The sequence below is a fragment of the Mesorhizobium sp. M0045 genome (assembly GCF_040323385.1).
Lineage (GTDB): Bacteria > Pseudomonadota > Alphaproteobacteria > Rhizobiales > Rhizobiaceae > Mesorhizobium.
Window position 1 is genome coordinate 177,932 of sequence record NZ_JAMYUY010000003.1, and the last position, 16,556, is coordinate 194,487.

A 16,556-nucleotide genomic window follows, 5' to 3' on the forward strand; every position below is an offset into this window, starting at 1 on the left:
CCGGTCGGAACGCTGGCCGTCGGGCTGGCAAGGATGACGATTATCGTGAGTTCCGGCAAGATGCCTGAATCCGACCGCAGTACGGTGCGGGGTGGGGAAACGCTTGCACCAGCAGGACAAGGAGCGCCATTTGCTGACCCTCATGGCGCTTTTCGAAACCTGCCGTTCGCGCTATGACCTGATGCGACCCTTCTTTGCTCCGAGTGCCTGACCACGATGCCGCGATCTCGTGGTACACCGGAAAGCTGGATTTCAGAGTCGTGAATACCGTACCTTCTAGCGACGATATGACCTTCGTCTTTCTTTCGCCGGCAGTGGATGACGGCTTCCGCCTTGAACTTCTGGCAGGCCCCGGCGCTGCCGAGCGCCCCGTATACGCGGATCTTGGTGCCAGCCTCGGCCTGTCGGGGTGGCATCACCTTGCCTTCGCCTAGACGACGTCGACAAGGCCGTTGCCGAGTTGAAGCGCCGTAGCGTGAAAAATCGTGCATGAGCCATTCGATGTTCCGGCGATCAGCAGCCGCATCGCGTTCTTCTCCGATCTTTGGGGCAACATCTTCGAACTGATGCAGCCAGTCACCGCCTGATTATCGGCCAAGGAGTTAGCGTCAAAGGCGTCCTTGTCCTGCGCCATGTCTTACGCAGTGGGTAGGCGCCCACACAGCCCAACTCAGACACACGGACTAACTTCAGACGCGTATGGCCAAGGAACCGGTGGCGAGGTTAGCTTTGTCCGCAGAGCGGCTGTTCCGCGCGAGGGCGTCGTTCGTGATCCAGTTAAGGTTCTTTCTTCCGCAGGTCTTTGACTACGTCGAGAAAAGCTCGCAGTGCGGGCGGTACGGCTCGATGTCCGGGGTAGTAGACCGCAACTTCTTCCGGTGCTGGCGTCCACGCGGTCAGGACCTTGCGTAGCCGGCCATCGGACACCGCCGCTTCGGCGGCCCAATCCGCCACATAGGCGATGCCCAGACCCTCTATTGCGGCTTCGACCATCAGTTCCTCGTCATCAAGGACGATGGGGCCGTTTGCCCCGATCACCAGTTCCTGGCCTGCGCGTTCGAACTCCCATCGATAGAGCTTGCCGCTGGGCATACGGTGGCCGATGCAATGGTGGCGTTGCAATTCCTCGGGCGTTCCCGGCTCCCCGAAGCGATCGAGATAGGCGGGCGACGCGATACAGATGAGCGTCAACGCGCGTGCAAACGGCACGGCGATCATGTCTTTGGGAATTGATGTGATGAGGCGTACGCCGGCATCGAACCCGCTGGACACGATATCGATGAGCCGCCCCTCGACAACGATGTCCACGGTCACGTCCGGATGGCGCTCCGCCACCTGCGGAAGGACCCAGCGAACGAGAAGCCCGGCCACCAATCGCGGTGCGTTGATGCGGACCGTGCCCGCGACATTGCCCCGGAACCCCGCGACGCTGTCGAGCGCCTCGTCCAACGAGGCGAGCGCCGGCTGAAGACGGTCGAGCAACCGGAACCCGGCTTCTGTCGGCGAGACGCTGCGTGTGGTGCGGTTCAGAAGTCGCACGCCCATGCGTTCCTCGAGCGCACGCATCGCATGGCTCAATGTGGAAGGTGCCGTGCCGATCTCGTCCGCTGCGCGGCGGAAGCTGCGGTGTGTGGCAACGGCGACGAAGGCGGTGAGATCGTTGAGCGACGGGCGGGGCATTGATGGGGATTTTGCATTATCCCATGCCGATTTCAACGGCTAATGCGCGCAATGCGATTGCCCTATCTCCTGCCTGGATCAATTGGAGAAATGAGAAATGGAAAAGACCTGGCTCATAACGGGTGTGTCTTCCGGTCTAGGCCGGCTGCTGGCGGAGAAGGCCCTGATCAGGGGAGACCGCGTCGTCGGTGCCAGCCGCAGCGAGGACGCACTTCCCGACCTGCGTGCAAGTTACCCCGAACGGCTCCGCATCGTCGCAATGGACCTCAGGGACCAGAGCTCGGTCCGCGCCGCGGTCGACCGCGCCTTCGCGGCATCCACTCGGATCGACATCGTCGTCAGCAATGCTGGCTATGGCCTCCTCGGCGCGGCTGAAGAGGCTGGCGTTGTGCAGGTCCGGGACATCATCGACACCAATCTCATCGGCTCGATCGCACTCATCCGGGCGGCGGTGCCGCATCTGCGCAGCCAGGGTGGCGGCCGGATTCTACAGGTATCGAGCGAGGGAGGCCAGATCGCCTATCCGGCTTTCAGCCTCTATCACGCAACCAAGTGGGGTATCGAGGGATTCGTCGAGTCCGTGGCGCAGGAGGCGGCTCCCTTCGGCATCGAATTCAGCCTTGTTGAACCTGGGCCGGCGCGGACCGGGTTCGGCGGCAACCTCGCGCGGACCAGGCCGCTCGCGGCCTATGAGGGAACACCCGCCGGTCAGATCCGCGAGGCGCTGGGTGTCTCATGGGTGATCAAGGGCGACCCCGACCGCATGACGGACGCAATGATCCGGCTTGCCGATCAGGATGGTCCGCTCCCGAAACGGCTGGTGCTTGGTGCCGAGGCCTATGCCGGCATCCGCAAGGCACTCGGCGGGCGCATCGAGGAGCTCGACCGGCAGAAGGACATCGCGGTTGCGGCGGATTTCACCGACGAGGAGCTGGCGCGGCTGTGACCCAACCTGTCCCGCCGATCCAGAGCCGCAGGCCACCGGCATGCAGCTCCGCCCGTTGATGCCCCAGGCTCCGGCCCGGCGCCGTTATTAAGACAGAAAGGAACACGAAATGCCTGCACGTGACGCCATTTTCCCGGCCAAACGCCACGCGTTATACGATATTCATCGATATTCCGCGGCCATTCGCTCTGGCGATCTTCTCTTCGTGTCGGGTCAGGTCGGGAGCCGTCAGGACGGCTCGCCTGAGCCCGTATTCGAGGATCAGGTTCGGCGGGCCTTCGCCAATATGCGTGAGGTCTTGGCCGCCGCCGGGTGTAGCTTCGATGACGTTGTCGACGTCACCACCTTCCACACCAACCCGGACGAACAGATCGAAACGGTGCTGGCTGTCCGCGCGGAAGAGATCGGCGCACCTCCCTATCCGAACTGGACGGCAGTGGGCGTCAACTGGCTCGCGGGTTTCGATTTCGAGATCAAGGTCATCGCCCGCATCCCTTTGACGACAAGCGGTCAGCCAGCGGACAAGCGATGATCGTTCATCCTGCAATTTTCTGCATCGGCGATTTGGGCCGATTTCAGACCGTCCGGTCAAAGGGGCTGGTTCAAGGATAGCTGCCATTCAACTCCCAACCCGGAGCGGACGTTAACTCCAATCAGCCGCAAGGGAGTTTTGATGGGGCGATTGCTGTTATTGACCCGCCAAGCGTGATCGTCCCTTCGTGCGAACAGTAGACAATCCAATCAACTTCCTCAGAGGTCCAATAACCCTCGCCGCTCGTGCCATAGACGAGGTGCCGTACCAATTGGCAAAAAAGTACGGCACCAATTCACTAAGTTATTGAAAACTTTGGTGATCCCGACAGGAATCGAACCTGTGACCTACAGATTAGGAATCTGCCGCTCTATCCTACTGAGCTACGGGACCACGCGGCCCGACACATAACCGCTTCGGATCGTTTCGCCAAGAGGCAGTTAGGCCGCTCGCTTCGGCTCCACCGCGAACGGACTCAGGCCGAGCCAGGTCTGCATTTTGCGCGCGATATCCCGGTCGCCCGTCAGAACGACTTTCGCCCCGGCCTTCTCGACGGTGATCAGTCCCATCCAGATTTCGGTCATGGTGTGCAGGTCGGTCGAGACGTAGAGATCGACATCGAAGCCCGGATCGTACCAGCAGAGGTCGACCTCGCCGTGCTTCTCGACGATCAGCCACCATGACCGCTTGGAGGCGGGGAGCTCCTGATACAGAAATTGTATCACCGTGCGCCCGTCGGGCAGCGGCGACGCGTTGAGATTGCGCCGCATGTCCCACATCAGCAGCGACGGATCGAGGTTCTTCAAGGACAGCCGGGACTCGACCCATTTCTGGCCCCAAAAACCCATTGCCTCGACGACGGAACGCAGATCCCTGCCTGCCTCGGTCATCCGGTATTCGAAGATGCCTTTCTCGCCGCGCACCTCCTTGCGCTCGACGATCCCGGCCAGCTCGAGCTCCTTGAGGCGTTGCGACAGAAGGGTCGGCGACATTTTGGGGACGCCGCGGCGCAGATCGTTGAAACGGGTCGAGCCCGCCACCAATTCGCGAAGCAGAACCATGGTCCAGCGAGTGCACAGCACCTCCGCGGCCATCGATAACGGGCAGAACTGTTTGTATCCGGACTGGGTCACGATGTTGCCTTCCCTCAAACTCTGGCGGAACCATAGGCCTTTCCCGGCAACGCCGCGAGTACAGAAACTGTACCGGCCCAGTACAGATGGCGGACTGGCTGGCGCCGGCCCTGACATGCGACCCCTCTGCCGCTGCACGGGATACCCCTGTGCACGACCAGGAGACATGACCCATGACCGCTTACGTTATCGCAGACATCAAGGTGAGGGACCCAAAGTGGATGCCGGCCTATGCCGCGTCGGTCCACGACCTCGTCCACAAGCACGGCGGCAGATATCTGTCGCGCAGCGGCAATGTGAAGACGCTCGAAGGCAAGCCGCTCGACACCACCCTGATTGCCTTGATGGCGTTCCCGACCGAGGCCGCGGCGCGCGCCTTTACCGACGATCCTGCCTACGCACCCTTCGTTTCGGCCCGTCAGGGCGGTAGCGACAGCCGTTTCCAGCTGATCGACAATTCCGATCTGGCCGGAACCATCCCGTATTTGCCGAAGGGATGATCTCCCCCTGCATTCGTCGCATCGGGGCAGGGATCTCCCAGCAACAACAGCCACAGCGCCCACCTGCCGGACCTCCTTACTTCCGGCGGCCGGCCGGGCTGTGCTTTTCAAGAAGAATGGAATAACTATGACAATCAACTTTCGCAACAAGTTCCTCGCTGCCGTGGCGCTGCTGTCGGCCTGCACTGCGTTGGCGCAGGCGCATCAGGCAGCCCCCACCTCCGGTCCCAATCCGCTGGCCGACAAGGTGCGCGCCGCCAACAGCCGCTTCGAGAATGTGGCGGCGGCGACCGCCGAGGGCTATGCGCCCATTCCTTGCGCCAGCGGCATCACCGGCGGCGCCATGGGCATCCACTACGTCAATCCCGGCTACCTCAAGGACGACGCGGTCGATGTCGCCAAGCCTGAAGCCGTCATGTACGAGCCGATGGCCGACGGCACGCTAAAACTGATCGCGGTCGAATACATCACCTCGAAAGGCCCGGCCTCGCTCGATGGACATCTGTTCAATTTCAACAGCGCGCCCAACCGCTATGGCCTCGGACCTTTCTACGAGCTGCATGTCTGGGCCTGGAAGGGCAACCCGACCGGCGCGTTCGCCGATATGAACCCGAACGTGTCGTGCGAACCGACGACTGCTGCCAGCCAGTAAGCAGCCGAGCCAGGCGGCGCCATCGCCGCCTGGCCGCTCTGAATTGCGGGACAGCCAGCAACGGGCGCAAAGACGGCTCAGATAGCGGAACCTTCGGGATGCCAGCGCGCTTTAGTGTCCCGAAGGAGAGACCCGCATGAGCGCCACCAAAGAGTTCTTTGAAACCTGGCTGCAGGAGAATGTCGGCAATCTACCGGCCGAGAGCGAAGTGAGCGTCGCCGTCCTGGCGCAGCAATTCGAGCAGGATGCCGACGCTGCCGGCTATGGCCACGAGGTTCGCGAAGACGAACTCGGCAATATCCAGGAGGCGATCGAGGCAGCCCTGAAGAAGGCGAGGACAGGCGAAGAACCGCAACCCGCCGACGACAACGAGCTGGCGCCGGTCATGGAAGCGCTGGAGGTCGAGGATCCGAAGAGCGGGCCGTAAGCCAATGCCGAACGGCTATGCCGCCAGCGCCGTTTCCGCCAGCTTCACCCAATAGCTCATGCCGTGCGGGATGACCTCGTCGTTGAAGTCATAGGCCGGGTTGTGCAGGCCGGCGGTATCGCCATTGCCGATGAAGATGAAGGCGCCCGGCCGGGCTTCCAGCATGTAGGAGAAATCCTCGCCGCCCATCACCGGCTGGATGGCGCGGTGCACATAACTGTCGCCGGCGATGTCGGCCGCGATGTCGCTAGCAAAGACCGTCTCTTCGGGATGGTTGAAGGTGACGGGGTAGTTGGCATTGTAGTCGACCTCGATTGTCGCGCCGAAAGCAGCGCCCAGGCCTTGGCAAAGCGCGCGGATGCGTTCTTCGGCCTTCTTGGCAACCTCCTTCTTCAGCGTGCGTACCGTTCCGGCGATCTCGGCGCTCTCGGGAATGACGTTGTAGGCGTCGCCGGCATGGAATTTCGTCACCGAGACGACCACCGCCTCGACCGGATCGGTGCTGCGCGAGGCGATCGTCTGCAATGCGCCGACGAGCTGGCTGGCGATGACGATCGGATCGATGGTGCCGTGCGGCATCGCCGCGTGGCCGCCCCGGCCCTTGACGGTGATGGTGAATTCGGCGGTCGCCGCCATGATCGGGCCCGGCCTGATGGCGAACTGGCCGACCGGCAGGCCCGGCATGTTGTGCATGCCGAACACCTTGGAGATGCCGAAGCGCTCCATCATGCCGTCCTTGACCATCTCGTTGCCGCCGCCGCCGCCCTCTTCGGCCGGCTGGAAGATGACCGCGACCGAGCCGGCGAAATTGCGCGTTTCGGCGAGGTATTTGGCGGCACCCAAAAGCATCGCGGTGTGGCCGTCATGGCCGCAGGCGTGCATCTTGCCGGGGACCGTCGAGGCATAGGATTTGCCGGTGATCTCGTTGAGCGGCAGGGCATCCATGTCGGCGCGCAGGCCGATGGTCGAGCCTTCGCCGTGGCGACCGCGAATGATGCCGACGACGCCGGTCTTGCCCAAACCAGTCACGATGTCGTCGCAGCCGAAAGCCTTCAGCTTCTCGGTGACGAAAGCGGCGGTCTTGAAGACGTCGAAATTCAGCTCCGGCGTCTGGTGCAAATGGCGGCGCCAGCCGGCCACCTCGACCTGCATTTCGGCGGCTCGGTTCAGGATCGGCATGATGGTTCCATTTCGCTGTTGGAGCAGGCGGTGTTGGCCTGCTGCTTTGCAATTGTGCCTGCTGCCTTGCAACCATGCACGCTGCTTTGCATTGTGCTGCTGCTTCCACATTGTGATCGGCAGCACTTTGCCATGTTGACGTCACATAGAGTAAATAGCACCGCGACTGTGGTCCGGGAACAGAGGGCCGGACCATTATCCTGGCGATCGTGTAACGAAATCTTACGGAGCCAGGTGCGACTGCGGCAAGAGGCTATTTCGGTTTTCATGATGCGGTACAGGCATTTCCTCAAACTGTTGGTGGCGGGCGCGGTGATGCTTCCGGCGCTGGCCGGGCCTGCCTTGGCCAATCCGACCATCCTGTTCGACCTGAACAGCGGCAAGATCCTGCAGCACCAGGAGGCGTTCAGGCGCTGGTACCCGGCATCGCTGACCAAGCTGATGACCGCCTATGTGGCGTTTCGGGCGATTGCCGCGGGTGAGGTCCAGCTCGATTCGCCGATCAAGGTAACGAAACATTCGGCCGGCGAGCCGCCGAGCAAGATGGGCTTCAAGCCGGGCTCGGTGATGCGGCTCGACAACGCGCTGAAGATGATGCTGGTCAAATCGGCCAACGATATCGCCATGGCGGTCGGCGAGAATATCGGCGGTTCGCAAGCCGCCTTTGCCGAACGCATGAACGCCGAAGCGCAACGGCTCGGCATGAGCGGGTCGCACTTCGTCAATCCGAACGGGCTCTATTCGCCGGACCAATATACGACAGCACGCGATCTCGCTTTGCTGGTGATGGCGATCCGCAAGGACTTCCCGCAATATGCCCCCTGGTTCTCGATCGAAGGCCTTGCCGTCGGCAAGAAGGCAATCTCCAACTACAACCTCCTGATCGGCCGCTATCCGGGTGCCGACGGCATGAAAACGGGTTTCGTCTGCTCGTCCGGTTTCAACATGATCGGCTCGGCGACCCGCAACGGCCGCACCCTGGTCGCCGTGGTGCTCGGCGAACGGTCAGCCATTACCCGCGCCGAAACGGCGGCAAAACTGCTCGACCAGGGCTTTGCAACGCCGGCGCCGAGCTGGCTGACCGTCGCGGCGCTGCCCGCCTATGGCGACACGATGTCGGCCAACGATATGAATGGCGAAATCTGCAAGAAGAAGCCGGCCGAGGAGCAGTCGGAAGCAGCACCCGCCGTCGGCGACAAGGGCAAGGACGTGCCGAAGTCGCCCTATCAGGAAAAGCTCGACCATGTGCCGACGCTGATCGCTGTCGGCCTCGGCGGCGCCACGGGACCGACGCCGAAGGCGATGCTCGACGCCTCCGGGCAGGAATATGCCGACGTGCCGCTGCCGACATGGCGGCCGGACCGGGCGCCGCCGTCCGGCGCCGAGCCTGTTGTGGCCGGATCCGCCACCGCCGCGCAGGTCCAGCAGCCGGCCAAGGCGTTGAACTAGCCTGATGGCCGGCTTCCCGATCCCCGTTTCGGTGCTCACCGGCTTTCTTGGTGCGGGCAAGACGACGCTGCTCAACCGGCTGCTGCGGGATCCCGCGCTCGCCGACACCGCCGTCATCATCAACGAGTTCGGCGAGGTGGCGATCGACCATCTCTTGGTCGAGCAGGCCTCCGACGGCATCATCCAGCTCTCCGATGGCTGCCTCTGCTGTACGGTGCGCGGCGAGCTGGTCGACACGCTGGCCGACCTCGTCGACCGGCTGCAGACCGGCCGCATCGATCGGCTTGCCCGCGTCGTCGTCGAGACCACCGGGCTCGCCGATCCCGCCCCCGTGCTGCAGTCGATCATGGCGCATCCGGCCCTGGTCCAGGCCTTCCGGCTCGACGGCGTCATCACCCTGGTCGACGCCGTCAACGGCAATGCGACGCTCGATGCCCATGTCGAGGCGGTGAAGCAGGTGGCCGTCGCCGACCGCATCGTGCTCAGCAAGGCCGACCTGGCCACGGATGCGGGCGATGCCAAGGCGTTGCGGGCGCGGCTCAGGCAGCTCAACCCGGGCGCCGTGGTGCTCGACGCGAGCCAGGCAAGCGTGGCGACCCTGTTCGATTGCGGCCTCTACAATCCGGCCACCAAATCCGTCGATGTGCAGCGTTGGCTCGGCGAAGAAGCCGGCCACGACCATGACCATAGCCGGCATGACCACAGCGGGCATGATGACGAGGGGCATGACGGTGGCGATCACCATCACCATGGTCATGGTCATGGTCATGGTCATGGCCATAGGCACGATTCCCGCGTGCGTTCGCATTCGTTGGTTCATGACGGGCCGGTGCCGTTTTCGGCAATCGAGATGTTCCTCGATCTGCTGCGCTCGGCGCATGGCGAGCGCCTGTTGCGGATGAAGGGCGTCATTGAGCTTGCAGAAGACCCGTCGCGGCCGCTGGTTATCCATGGCGTGCAGAAGATCCTGCATCCGCCGGTGCAACTGCCGGCCTGGCCGGACAGCCAGCGCGGCACCAGGCTGGTGCTGATCACGCTCGACATGCCGGAAGACTATGTCCGCCGGCTGTTCGCCGCCTTCACCAACCAGCCGTCGATCGACACGCCGGACCGGGCGGCACTGGAGAGCAATCCGCTGGCCATCGCCGGATCGTGATCTCCCCCCTCCAGGGGGCCGGCAGGCCAGAGGGGGTTGCCGCGCGTGAAGCGCCAACTTTCTCTTTGGTCGTACATGGCGTCGCGCCAGCCGAGGCAACCCCCTCTGTCGCCTTCGGCGAGATCTCCCCCTCAAGGGGGGAGATCACGCGCTCAGCCGCGCTCGACCAGGAAGCGGCGGCCGCCTGCGATCGCCGTCGTTTCGATCAGCCGATGGCCGCTCTCGGCGCAGAAGGCGGGAATGTCGATGACGGCGAGCGGGTCGGTGGTTTCGAGCCACAGGCGGCTGCCCGGCTGCATTGCAGCCAGGCGCTTTTTTGCCTTGAGCACGGGCAACGGACAGTTCAAGCCTTTGAGGTCGTAGACGGCGGCGGGGCTGGTTGAGGGCCTGTCTTCTTGGCCCTCATCTTCCTGTTCAACCATGAACCTCAGCCGCCAAACATGCCGAGCAGCTTCTTCTTCAGCCGTGTCGCCGTGCTTTCGGCGTCCGCAGCCTGCGTTTCCGCGACCGGAACGGCCTCCGCGGATGGCGCGACGGTTGCGGTCGCGACAGGCGCTTCGGCCGCCGCCTTGGCAGCATCCTTTTCGGCCAATGCCTGCGCCTTGGCGGCTTCCTTCTCGGCCAGGGCTTGCGCCTTGGCTGCGGCTTTCGCTGCCTTCGCCGCTTCTATCGCGGCAAGCCGCTGTTCCTCGGCCTTCTGCTTGGCAGCCTTTTCGGCGTCGAGCGCCGCCATCTTGCGGCCCGCCGGCGAATCGACGCGGCCCATGCGCGCCGTTTCGGTCACCGTGCCGTCCGGGTTGAGCGAGGGCGGCTCGATCGGCACGCGTTCGCCGCGCGCACGCCGTTTCGACCAGTCGGAAACGATGCTGGCTTCCTTGATCCCGGCGATGGTCGGCTTGGGCGCCGGCACGCTGGCCTTTATGGCGCCGTTGAAGGCCGCCTCATAGGTGCTCTGATAGGCGTTGATGGCGCTTTTCAGCGAATCGGGCTGGGTGGTCGGCGGACAGGGGCCGGTCGGATTGAAGGTCGAGCCGTCGGCTGCAACCTGGTTGAAGACGTAGCGCTTCTCGCAGACGTCGACTTTCGGCGGCACCTTGGTGACCTCGAAATTGTCGTAGCCAACCTTCAGCATCTTCCAGAATTCGTAGTTCGGGTCGTTGCGATAGCGCGCCATATTGGCTGCAGTCATGCGGAACGGAAAAGCCTGGATCTGGAACTCGGTCTGGCCGCCCTGGAAGGCGTCTCGGCCGAAAGCGTAGATCTGCTCGATCTGCGCGTCGGTCATCGAATAGCAGCCAGACGACGAGCAGGCGCCATGGACCATCAGGTTGGAACCGGTGCGGCCATTGGCACGGTCATAGGCGTTGGGGTAGCCGATATTGAAGGACAGGTGGTAATTCGACCGCGGGTTCATCTGTGCCGGGCGGACCGTGTAAAAGCCTTCCGGCGCCTGGCGGTCGCCTTCGGTGAATTTCGGGCCGAGCTTGCCCGACCATTTGCAGATGTCGTAGCTCGCGACCAGGTCGTAGCGGCCGTTGGTCTTGGCCTTCCAGATTTCGAGCTTGCCTTCTTCCTTGAAGATGCGGGCCATCACCGAGGAGGTGCGGACCATGCCCTTGGCTTTCATTTCGGCCAGGATCTTGTCCGGCAGCGGCTTGTTGGCTTGCGGCGCAAAATCCTTCATCGAAGCGTCATTGCAGCCGGCGACGCCGATCGCGGCGATCAGAACTCCGGTGCGGGCAAGCTTGGCAAACATGGATATGGCTATCGTCTCATCTCTGCGCCGCGGATGCCGCAGCTGCTAAACCGACCACTGACGGACTCTAAGCCCGTTAACCTTGAAAATTCCTTACCGCAAGCATGCGGCGCGTCCCCTTACGGCAAGCCCACTGAGCCGAATGCAGCGGCATTTTTGTGGCGAAACTGGTTCGCGCCGCCACATTTCAGGCCGCGTGCCTGGGTTGGTTACAGATTGCGGCCCATCGCCAGGTATTTCTCGCGGCGATGCTCGCGGAAGTCGGTGTTGGCGCCGGAGAATTCCTTCATCGTCCTGGCGATGAGGTCGCCGGTGGCGGCGATCACCGTTTCGGGGGCGCGATGGGCACCGCCGAGCGGCTCCGCGATGATGGCGTCGATGATCTTCAGCTCCAGCAGGTCCTGCGCCGTGATCTTCATGTTGGTCGCGGCATCCTTGGACCGCGTGGTGTCGCGCCACAGGATCGAGGCGGCGCCCTCCGGCGAGATCACCGAATAGATGGCGTGTTCGAGCATGTAGACGCGGTTGGCGGTGGCGATCGCTATGGCGCCGCCCGAGCCGCCTTCGCCGATCACCACCGAGATCGACGGCACCTTCAGGCCAAGGCAGGCCGAAGTCGAGCGGGCGATGGCTTCCGCCTGGCCGCGCTCTTCGGCGTTGACGCCGGGATAGGCGCCGGCCGTATCGACCAGCGTCAGCAACGGGATTTGGAAGCGGTCGGCGAGTTCCATCAGCCGCACCGCCTTGCGGTAGCCCTCCGGCCGCACCGAGCCGAAATTATGCTTCAGCCGGCTTGCCGTGTCGGAACCCTTCTCCTGGCCGATGATCGCCACCGGCTCGCCACGGAAGCGGGCGAAGCCGCCGACGATCGCCTGGTCCTCGCCGAAGTTGCGGTCGCCGGCGAGCGGCGTGAAATCGGTAAGCAGGCCCTTGATGTAGTCGATGCAGTGCGGCCTGTCCGGATGGCGCGCCACCTGCACCTTCTGCCACGGCGTCAGCGCCTTGTAGGCGTCGCGCAGCGCATCGCGCGAGCGCTTCTCGAGACGGGCGATCTCATCGCCGACATCGACCGCCTCGCCGTTCTCGGCAAGCTTCTTCAGCTCGAGGATCTTGCCTTCGAGATCCTGTACAGGCTTTTCGAAATCGAGGTAATTGTACATTCTTGGGCGGACCGGCAAGTCGGAAGGCAATGACTGACGCAAGCCTGAAAATGCAGGCTGGGCGCGGTGGAACGTCGTTCTCACATAGCGACATGACGCCTAGTCGGCAAGCGGATGATGATCGTTGACCAGGCGCATCAGCCGCTCCTCCAGCACATGCGTGTAGATCTGCGTCGTTGAAATATCGGCGTGGCCAAGCAGCTGCTGCACGGCCCTGAGATCGGCGCCGTTCTGCAGCAGATGGCTGGCGAAAGCATGCCGCAGCACATGCGGCGATATCTTCGCCGCGGCAATGCCGGCCCGCGCGGCAAGCGCTTTCAGCTCGCGGGCAAAGACCTGTCTCGAGAGATAGCCGCTGTCGGCGGCGGCCGGAAACAGGAACGGGCTGTCGGCAAGAGCCGGCACCGCCGCCCGTGCGGCAAGCCAGGTCCGCATCGCCGTGCGCGCCTTGGCCGACAGCGGCACCATGCGCTCCTTGTTGCCCTTGCCGCGCACCATGAAGAAGCGGTCGTCGCGCTGCGCCACCGCCACAGGAAGGCCGACCAGCTCCGAAACGCGCAAGCCGGTGGCGTAGAGCACCTCGACCAGTGCGTGGAGGCGCAGCGCCGCGAGCGTGTCGCCGTCATGCATGGAGGGGTCCTTCGCCTCTTGCGCGGCGCGGTCGAGCAGCCGGCCGGTATCGGCTTCGCTCATCGTCTTCGGCAGCGGCCGGCCCTTCTTCGGGCTGTCCAGCGTGCCGGTCGGATCGTCGCCGCGCAGGCCCTCGGCATAGAGGAACTTGAAGAACTGCCGAATCGCCGACAATTTGCGCGCCTGCGAGGTGGCGGCGAAGCCGCGCGCGGCGATGTCGTCGAGATAGGCGCGGATGTCGGCGCTGGTGGCACCGGCAAGTCCGCCGGCGATCCCGGCGGAAGCGTCCTCGAGGTCGCGGCGATAGGACGAAAGCGTGTTTTCGGCGGCGCCGCGCTCGGCGCTCATCATTTCCAGGAAGGCTTCGATGCGGGCGGCGCTGTTCATTTTTTCGGATTGAGCTTTTCCGGAGGGATACGCACGCTCATTTCCGCCTTTCTCGGCTCGACGAACATGACCAAGGCGAACATCGCGCCATAGACAATGCCGGCCAGAATCGCGAGCGTCACGACAAAGCGAAACAGTGTTGGCATTAATTTTCGCCCGTCGTCTTATTCTGCATTTCCAACCCTGTGCCCTTATGAGACGCCAATCCGGGCAATTCAAGGGAGAAGCCATATCCGGTCTTGGGCGCGTTACGCTTGACGCAAACAGGCTTTTGATGTCGATACGCCGGCAAAGAGGCCCTAGAAGCATGAACGCGCTACCAGCAAATCCTTCGGGCGAGAGCCATGCCGCGCTGCTCGGCCGGCTGGGCGGCCGTTCCATCGTCTTTGTCGGGCTGATGGGCGCCGGCAAGACGGCCATCGGCCGCAAGGTGGCGGCGATGCTGGCGCTGCCCTTCATCGACAGCGATCAGGAGATCGAAACTGTTTCGCGCATGAGCGTCCCGGACCTGTTCGAGCGCTATGGCGAGGCTGAGTTCCGGGCACTGGAGCAGCGCGTCATCCTGCGTGTGCTGGAGCACGGGCCGCAGGTGCTGTCGACCGGCGGCGGCGCCTTCATGAACGCGCAGACGCGCGAGGCGATCGCCAGCCATGGCGTTTCGGTATGGCTGAAGGCCGAGATCGATCTGTTGATGGAGCGCGTTTCCAAGAAGCAGAACCGGCCGCTGCTGAAAAGCGCCGATCCGCGCGCCGTGCTGGAACGGCTGATGGCGGAACGCTACCCGGTTTACGCCGCGGCCGATGTCACCGTGCCGACCCGCGACGACCGCAAGGAGATCATTGCCGCCGAGGTGGTGGACGCGCTGCGCGGCCATCTCGGTGTTGCCGACATCGATGAGGTGCGGTCGTGAGCGCTGATGCAACGGTCTCTGTCGAAGTCGGGCTTGGCGAGCGTGCCTACGACATTTTGATCGGCCCCGGCCTACTGTCACGCGCCGGCGCCGAGATCTCGCGCCGCCTGCCGGGCACAAGGGCGGCGGTCGTCACCGACGAAAACGTCGCAGCCGCGCATCTCGCAACGCTTGCGGCCGGCCTGGCAAGCGGTGGCATCCAACATGCCGTCATCACGCTGCCGCCAGGCGAAAAGACCAAGAGCTTTGCGCATCTTGAAGAGGTGGTCGACGGCGTGCTGGCCGCCAAGCTGGAGCGCGGCGACGTCGTCATCGCGCTCGGCGGCGGCGTCATCGGCGACCTGGCCGGCTTTGCCGCCGGCATCGCGCGGCGCGGCATGAATTTCGTGCAGGTTCCGACCTCGCTGCTGGCGCAGGTCGATTCCTCCGTCGGCGGCAAGACCGGCATCAACAGCAAGCGCGGCAAGAACCTCGTCGGGGTGTTCCACCAGCCCAAGCTGGTGCTGGCCGATACCGAAGTGCTCGACACGCTGCCGATCCGCGAGTTTCGCGCCGGCTATGCCGAACTGGCCAAATACGGGCTGATCGACCGGCCGGAGTTCTTCGCCTGGCTGGAAGAAAACTGGCGCCAAGTGTTTGCCGGCGGGCCGGAGCGGGCTGCCGCCATCGCCGAGGCCTGTCGCGCCAAGGCCGACGTCGTTGCCCGCGACGAGTTCGAGACCGGCGACCGCGCCCTGCTCAATCTCGGCCACACCTTCGGCCATGCACTGGAGGCGGCGACCGGCTATGACGGCGCAAGGCTCGTGCATGGCGAAGGCGTCGCCATCGGCATGGCGCTGGCGCACCGCTTTTCCTCAAGGCTCAATTTGGCGAGCCCCGACGATGCGGCGCGCGTCGAGGCGCATCTTCGCGCCGTCGGCCTGCCCTGGCGCATGGCCGACATTCCGGGCGAATTGCCCGACGCCGAGCAGCTGTTCTCCTTCATCACCCAGGACAAGAAGGTGTCGCGCGGCGCGCTGACCTTCATCCTGACGCGCGGCGTCGGACAGGCCTTCATCGCCAGGGATGTGCCGGCCTCGGAAGTGCTGGCGTTCCTCAGGGAGAACCATCCGGGTCGGCAGGAAAGCCGCCCGGGATGAGTCAGGCCGGCTGGATCGCGGCAGCAGTGCTCGCCGGCCTCGGCCTGCTGGGCTTCGTCCTGCGCCGGCACCTGCTCGCCGCCTTCGGCTATGAGCTGCAGCGCATCGAGCCGCAGCGCTCGGCGCGCGAGGAACTGCGCGGCGCCGTCGACGATTTCCGCCGCGACGGCCAGGTGGTGCGCGAGGACCGCGCCCGCATCGGCGGCCTGTTCGACCTCGAGGAGCTCGAAGTGTCGGACGTCATGGTCCACCGCACGAATATGCGCTCGGTCAATGCCGATGACCCGCCCGAAGCGGTGGTTCGCGAGATCCTGCAGAGCCCGCACACCCGCATGCCGTTGTGGAAGGGTTCGCTCGACAACATTGTCGGCGTGCTGCACGCGAAGGATCTGCTGCGCGCCCTGAACGAGGTCGGCAACGATTTCTCCCGGATCGACGTGATGAAGATCGCGTCTAAACCGTGGTTCGTGCCCGACACCACGACGCTGCAGGAGCAGCTCAACGCCTTCCTGCGCCGCAAGGCGCATTTCGCCATCGTCGTCGACGAATATGGCGAGGTCGAAGGGCTGGTGACGCTGGAGGACATCATCGAGGAGATCGTCGGCGAGATCGCCGACGAGCACGACATCGACATCCAGGGCGTCAAGCAGGAGGCCGACGGCTCCGTCGTCGTCGACGGCACGGTGCCGATCCGCGACCTTAACCGGGCGCTGGACTGGAACCTGCCGGACGAGGAAGCCACCACCATTGCCGGCCTTGTCATCCACGAGGCGCAGTCGATCCCGGACGAAAAGCAGGCCTTTACGTTTCACGGCAAGCGCTTCGTCGTCATGAAGCGCGACAAGAACCGTATCGCGCGGCTGAGGATCAAGCCGGCGATGCTTGGCGAATGACAGTGCGCACCGTGTGGCAGCCTTGGG

The 16,556-nt window shown here is 63.9% G+C and carries 20 protein-coding genes and 1 tRNA gene; 11 read left to right on the forward strand and 10 right to left on the reverse strand.

Going from position 1 to position 16,556, the window contains the following annotated elements:
* Window positions 1-203 precede the first annotated feature (203 nt).
* Window positions 204-434, forward strand: coding sequence for a VOC family protein (locus NKJ72_RS05845; protein ID WP_352476233.1), 231 nt, complete (start codon window positions 204-206; stop codon window positions 432-434).
* Here the strand turns inward: NKJ72_RS05845 and NKJ72_RS05850 are convergent.
* Entirely contained in the window at window positions 431-634 is a 204-nt protein-coding gene (locus NKJ72_RS05850; protein WP_254816609.1) for a hypothetical protein, read from the reverse strand. The genes NKJ72_RS05845 and NKJ72_RS05850 overlap by 4 nt on opposite strands.
* A gap of 143 nt (window positions 635-777) precedes the next feature.
* The gene (locus tag NKJ72_RS05855; RefSeq protein ID WP_352476436.1) at window positions 778-1,680 is read right to left on the reverse strand and encodes a LysR family transcriptional regulator; all 903 of its coding nucleotides are present in this window, start codon (window positions 1,678-1,680) and stop codon (window positions 778-780) included.
* A 97-nt stretch (window positions 1,681-1,777) separates the two neighbouring features.
* Between NKJ72_RS05855 and NKJ72_RS05860 the strand changes: the two genes are divergently transcribed.
* Window positions 1,778-2,626, forward strand: coding sequence for an SDR family oxidoreductase (locus NKJ72_RS05860; RefSeq protein ID WP_352476235.1), 849 nt, complete (start codon window positions 1,778-1,780; stop codon window positions 2,624-2,626).
* A 109-nt stretch (window positions 2,627-2,735) separates the two neighbouring features.
* Window positions 2,736-3,158, forward strand: coding sequence for a RidA family protein (locus NKJ72_RS05865; protein ID WP_352476236.1), 423 nt, complete (start codon window positions 2,736-2,738; stop codon window positions 3,156-3,158).
* A 316-nt stretch (window positions 3,159-3,474) separates the two neighbouring features.
* Here NKJ72_RS05865 and NKJ72_RS05870 read toward each other — a convergent pair.
* Together NKJ72_RS05870 and NKJ72_RS05875 are read right to left on the reverse strand one after the other, a co-directional pair.
* A tRNA-Arg gene (locus NKJ72_RS05870) sits at window positions 3,475-3,551 on the reverse strand.
* 47 nt (window positions 3,552-3,598) lie between these two features.
* On the reverse strand, window positions 3,599-4,291 hold the full coding sequence (locus NKJ72_RS05875) for a winged helix-turn-helix transcriptional regulator (RefSeq protein ID WP_352476437.1): 693 nt from the start codon (window positions 4,289-4,291) through the stop codon (window positions 3,599-3,601).
* 173 nt (window positions 4,292-4,464) lie between these two features.
* Here NKJ72_RS05875 and NKJ72_RS05880 point away from each other — a divergent pair, with 173 nt between their 5' ends.
* From NKJ72_RS05880 to NKJ72_RS05890, 3 genes are all read left to right on the forward strand, one after another.
* The gene (locus NKJ72_RS05880; RefSeq protein WP_023677873.1) at window positions 4,465-4,791 is read left to right on the forward strand and encodes a DUF1330 domain-containing protein; all 327 of its coding nucleotides are present in this window, start codon (window positions 4,465-4,467) and stop codon (window positions 4,789-4,791) included.
* 127 nt (window positions 4,792-4,918) lie between these two features.
* Window positions 4,919-5,443, forward strand: coding sequence for a hypothetical protein (locus tag NKJ72_RS05885; protein ID WP_352476237.1), 525 nt, complete (start codon window positions 4,919-4,921; stop codon window positions 5,441-5,443).
* A gap of 136 nt (window positions 5,444-5,579) precedes the next feature.
* Window positions 5,580-5,870, forward strand: coding sequence for a hypothetical protein (locus NKJ72_RS05890; protein ID WP_352468681.1), 291 nt, complete (start codon window positions 5,580-5,582; stop codon window positions 5,868-5,870).
* A gap of 15 nt (window positions 5,871-5,885) precedes the next feature.
* Here NKJ72_RS05890 and NKJ72_RS05895 read toward each other — a convergent pair whose 3' ends face one another.
* Window positions 5,886-7,049 carry a M20 aminoacylase family protein gene (locus tag NKJ72_RS05895; RefSeq protein WP_352476238.1) on the reverse strand — a complete coding sequence of 388 codons (1,164 nt, stop codon included), beginning with the start codon at window positions 7,047-7,049 and terminating at the stop codon, window positions 5,886-5,888.
* A 270-nt stretch (window positions 7,050-7,319) separates the two neighbouring features.
* Here NKJ72_RS05895 and NKJ72_RS05900 point away from each other — a divergent pair, with 270 nt between their 5' ends.
* Entirely contained in the window at window positions 7,320-8,498 is a 1,179-nt protein-coding gene (locus NKJ72_RS05900) for a D-alanyl-D-alanine carboxypeptidase family protein (RefSeq protein WP_352476438.1), read from the forward strand.
* 4 nt (window positions 8,499-8,502) lie between these two features.
* Window positions 8,503-9,654, forward strand: a complete 1,152-nt coding sequence (locus NKJ72_RS05905; RefSeq protein ID WP_352476239.1) for a CobW family GTP-binding protein — start codon at window positions 8,503-8,505, stop codon at window positions 9,652-9,654.
* A gap of 152 nt (window positions 9,655-9,806) precedes the next feature.
* Here the strand turns inward: NKJ72_RS05905 and NKJ72_RS05910 are convergent, their stop codons facing one another.
* From NKJ72_RS05910 to NKJ72_RS05930, 5 genes are all read right to left on the reverse strand, one after another.
* The gene (locus tag NKJ72_RS05910; protein ID WP_352476240.1) at window positions 9,807-10,076 is read right to left on the reverse strand and encodes a sulfurtransferase TusA family protein; all 270 of its coding nucleotides are present in this window, start codon (window positions 10,074-10,076) and stop codon (window positions 9,807-9,809) included.
* Between the two features lie 5 nt (window positions 10,077-10,081).
* Window positions 10,082-11,410 carry a L,D-transpeptidase family protein gene (locus NKJ72_RS05915; protein WP_254817064.1) on the reverse strand — a complete coding sequence of 443 codons (1,329 nt, stop codon included), beginning with the start codon at window positions 11,408-11,410 and terminating at the stop codon, window positions 10,082-10,084.
* Window positions 11,411-11,619: 209 nt separating this feature from the next.
* Window positions 11,620-12,570 carry an acetyl-CoA carboxylase carboxyltransferase subunit alpha gene (locus tag NKJ72_RS05920; RefSeq protein WP_352471457.1) on the reverse strand — a complete coding sequence of 317 codons (951 nt, stop codon included), beginning with the start codon at window positions 12,568-12,570 and terminating at the stop codon, window positions 11,620-11,622.
* Window positions 12,571-12,669: 99 nt separating this feature from the next.
* On the reverse strand, window positions 12,670-13,587 hold the full coding sequence (locus NKJ72_RS05925) for a site-specific tyrosine recombinase XerD (RefSeq protein WP_352476241.1): 918 nt from the start codon (window positions 13,585-13,587) through the stop codon (window positions 12,670-12,672).
* Complete coding sequence (locus NKJ72_RS05930; RefSeq protein ID WP_023677884.1) at window positions 13,584-13,733, reverse strand: hypothetical protein; 150 nt, start codon at window positions 13,731-13,733, stop codon at window positions 13,584-13,586. Before NKJ72_RS05930 ends, NKJ72_RS05925 begins: the two co-directional genes overlap by 4 nt.
* A gap of 161 nt (window positions 13,734-13,894) precedes the next feature.
* Here NKJ72_RS05930 and NKJ72_RS05935 point away from each other — a divergent pair, with 161 nt between their 5' ends.
* From NKJ72_RS05935 to NKJ72_RS05945, 3 genes are read left to right on the forward strand one after another with little or no spacing between them, the layout of a single operon-like run.
* Window positions 13,895-14,497, forward strand: coding sequence for a shikimate kinase (locus tag NKJ72_RS05935; protein WP_352476242.1), 603 nt, complete (start codon window positions 13,895-13,897; stop codon window positions 14,495-14,497).
* Window positions 14,494-15,636, forward strand: coding sequence for a 3-dehydroquinate synthase (gene aroB / locus NKJ72_RS05940; RefSeq protein WP_352476243.1), 1,143 nt, complete (start codon window positions 14,494-14,496; stop codon window positions 15,634-15,636). The genes NKJ72_RS05935 and aroB overlap by 4 nt, the downstream gene beginning before the upstream one ends.
* A complete protein-coding gene (locus tag NKJ72_RS05945; protein ID WP_352476244.1) occupies window positions 15,633-16,529 on the forward strand; it encodes an HlyC/CorC family transporter in 897 nt (298 codons plus the stop codon). The genes aroB and NKJ72_RS05945 overlap by 4 nt, the downstream gene beginning before the upstream one ends.
* The last annotated feature ends 27 nt before the right edge of the window (window positions 16,530-16,556 follow it).

Excerpts from the sequence above, each read along its gene's own strand:
- NKJ72_RS05850 (WP_254816609.1), bottom strand. The coding sequence starts at position 634 with ATGGCGCAGGACAAGGACGCCTTTGACGCTAACTCCTTGGCCGATAAT.
- NKJ72_RS05855 (WP_352476436.1), bottom strand. The coding sequence starts at position 1,680 with ATGCCCCGCCCGTCGCTCAACGATCTCACCGCCTTCGTCGCCGTTGCC.
- NKJ72_RS05860 (WP_352476235.1), top strand. The coding sequence starts at position 1,778 with ATGGAAAAGACCTGGCTCATAACGGGTGTGTCTTCCGGTCTAGGCCGG.
- NKJ72_RS05865 (WP_352476236.1), top strand. The coding sequence starts at position 2,736 with ATGCCTGCACGTGACGCCATTTTCCCGGCCAAACGCCACGCGTTATAC.
- NKJ72_RS05880 (WP_023677873.1), top strand. The coding sequence starts at position 4,465 with ATGACCGCTTACGTTATCGCAGACATCAAGGTGAGGGACCCAAAGTGG.
- NKJ72_RS05885 (WP_352476237.1), top strand. The coding sequence starts at position 4,919 with ATGACAATCAACTTTCGCAACAAGTTCCTCGCTGCCGTGGCGCTGCTG.
- NKJ72_RS05890 (WP_352468681.1), top strand. The coding sequence starts at position 5,580 with ATGAGCGCCACCAAAGAGTTCTTTGAAACCTGGCTGCAGGAGAATGTC.
- NKJ72_RS05895 (WP_352476238.1), bottom strand. The coding sequence starts at position 7,049 with ATGCCGATCCTGAACCGAGCCGCCGAAATGCAGGTCGAGGTGGCCGGC.
- NKJ72_RS05900 (WP_352476438.1), top strand. The coding sequence starts at position 7,320 with ATGCGGTACAGGCATTTCCTCAAACTGTTGGTGGCGGGCGCGGTGATG.
- NKJ72_RS05905 (WP_352476239.1), top strand. The coding sequence starts at position 8,503 with ATGGCCGGCTTCCCGATCCCCGTTTCGGTGCTCACCGGCTTTCTTGGT.
- NKJ72_RS05910 (WP_352476240.1), bottom strand. The coding sequence starts at position 10,076 with ATGGTTGAACAGGAAGATGAGGGCCAAGAAGACAGGCCCTCAACCAGC.
- NKJ72_RS05915 (WP_254817064.1), bottom strand. The coding sequence starts at position 11,410 with ATGTTTGCCAAGCTTGCCCGCACCGGAGTTCTGATCGCCGCGATCGGC.
- NKJ72_RS05920 (WP_352471457.1), bottom strand. The coding sequence starts at position 12,570 with ATGTACAATTACCTCGATTTCGAAAAGCCTGTACAGGATCTCGAAGGC.
- NKJ72_RS05925 (WP_352476241.1), bottom strand. The coding sequence starts at position 13,587 with ATGAACAGCGCCGCCCGCATCGAAGCCTTCCTGGAAATGATGAGCGCC.
- NKJ72_RS05930 (WP_023677884.1), bottom strand. The coding sequence starts at position 13,733 with ATGCCAACACTGTTTCGCTTTGTCGTGACGCTCGCGATTCTGGCCGGC.
- NKJ72_RS05935 (WP_352476242.1), top strand. The coding sequence starts at position 13,895 with ATGAACGCGCTACCAGCAAATCCTTCGGGCGAGAGCCATGCCGCGCTG.
- NKJ72_RS05945 (WP_352476244.1), top strand. The coding sequence starts at position 15,633 with ATGAGTCAGGCCGGCTGGATCGCGGCAGCAGTGCTCGCCGGCCTCGGC.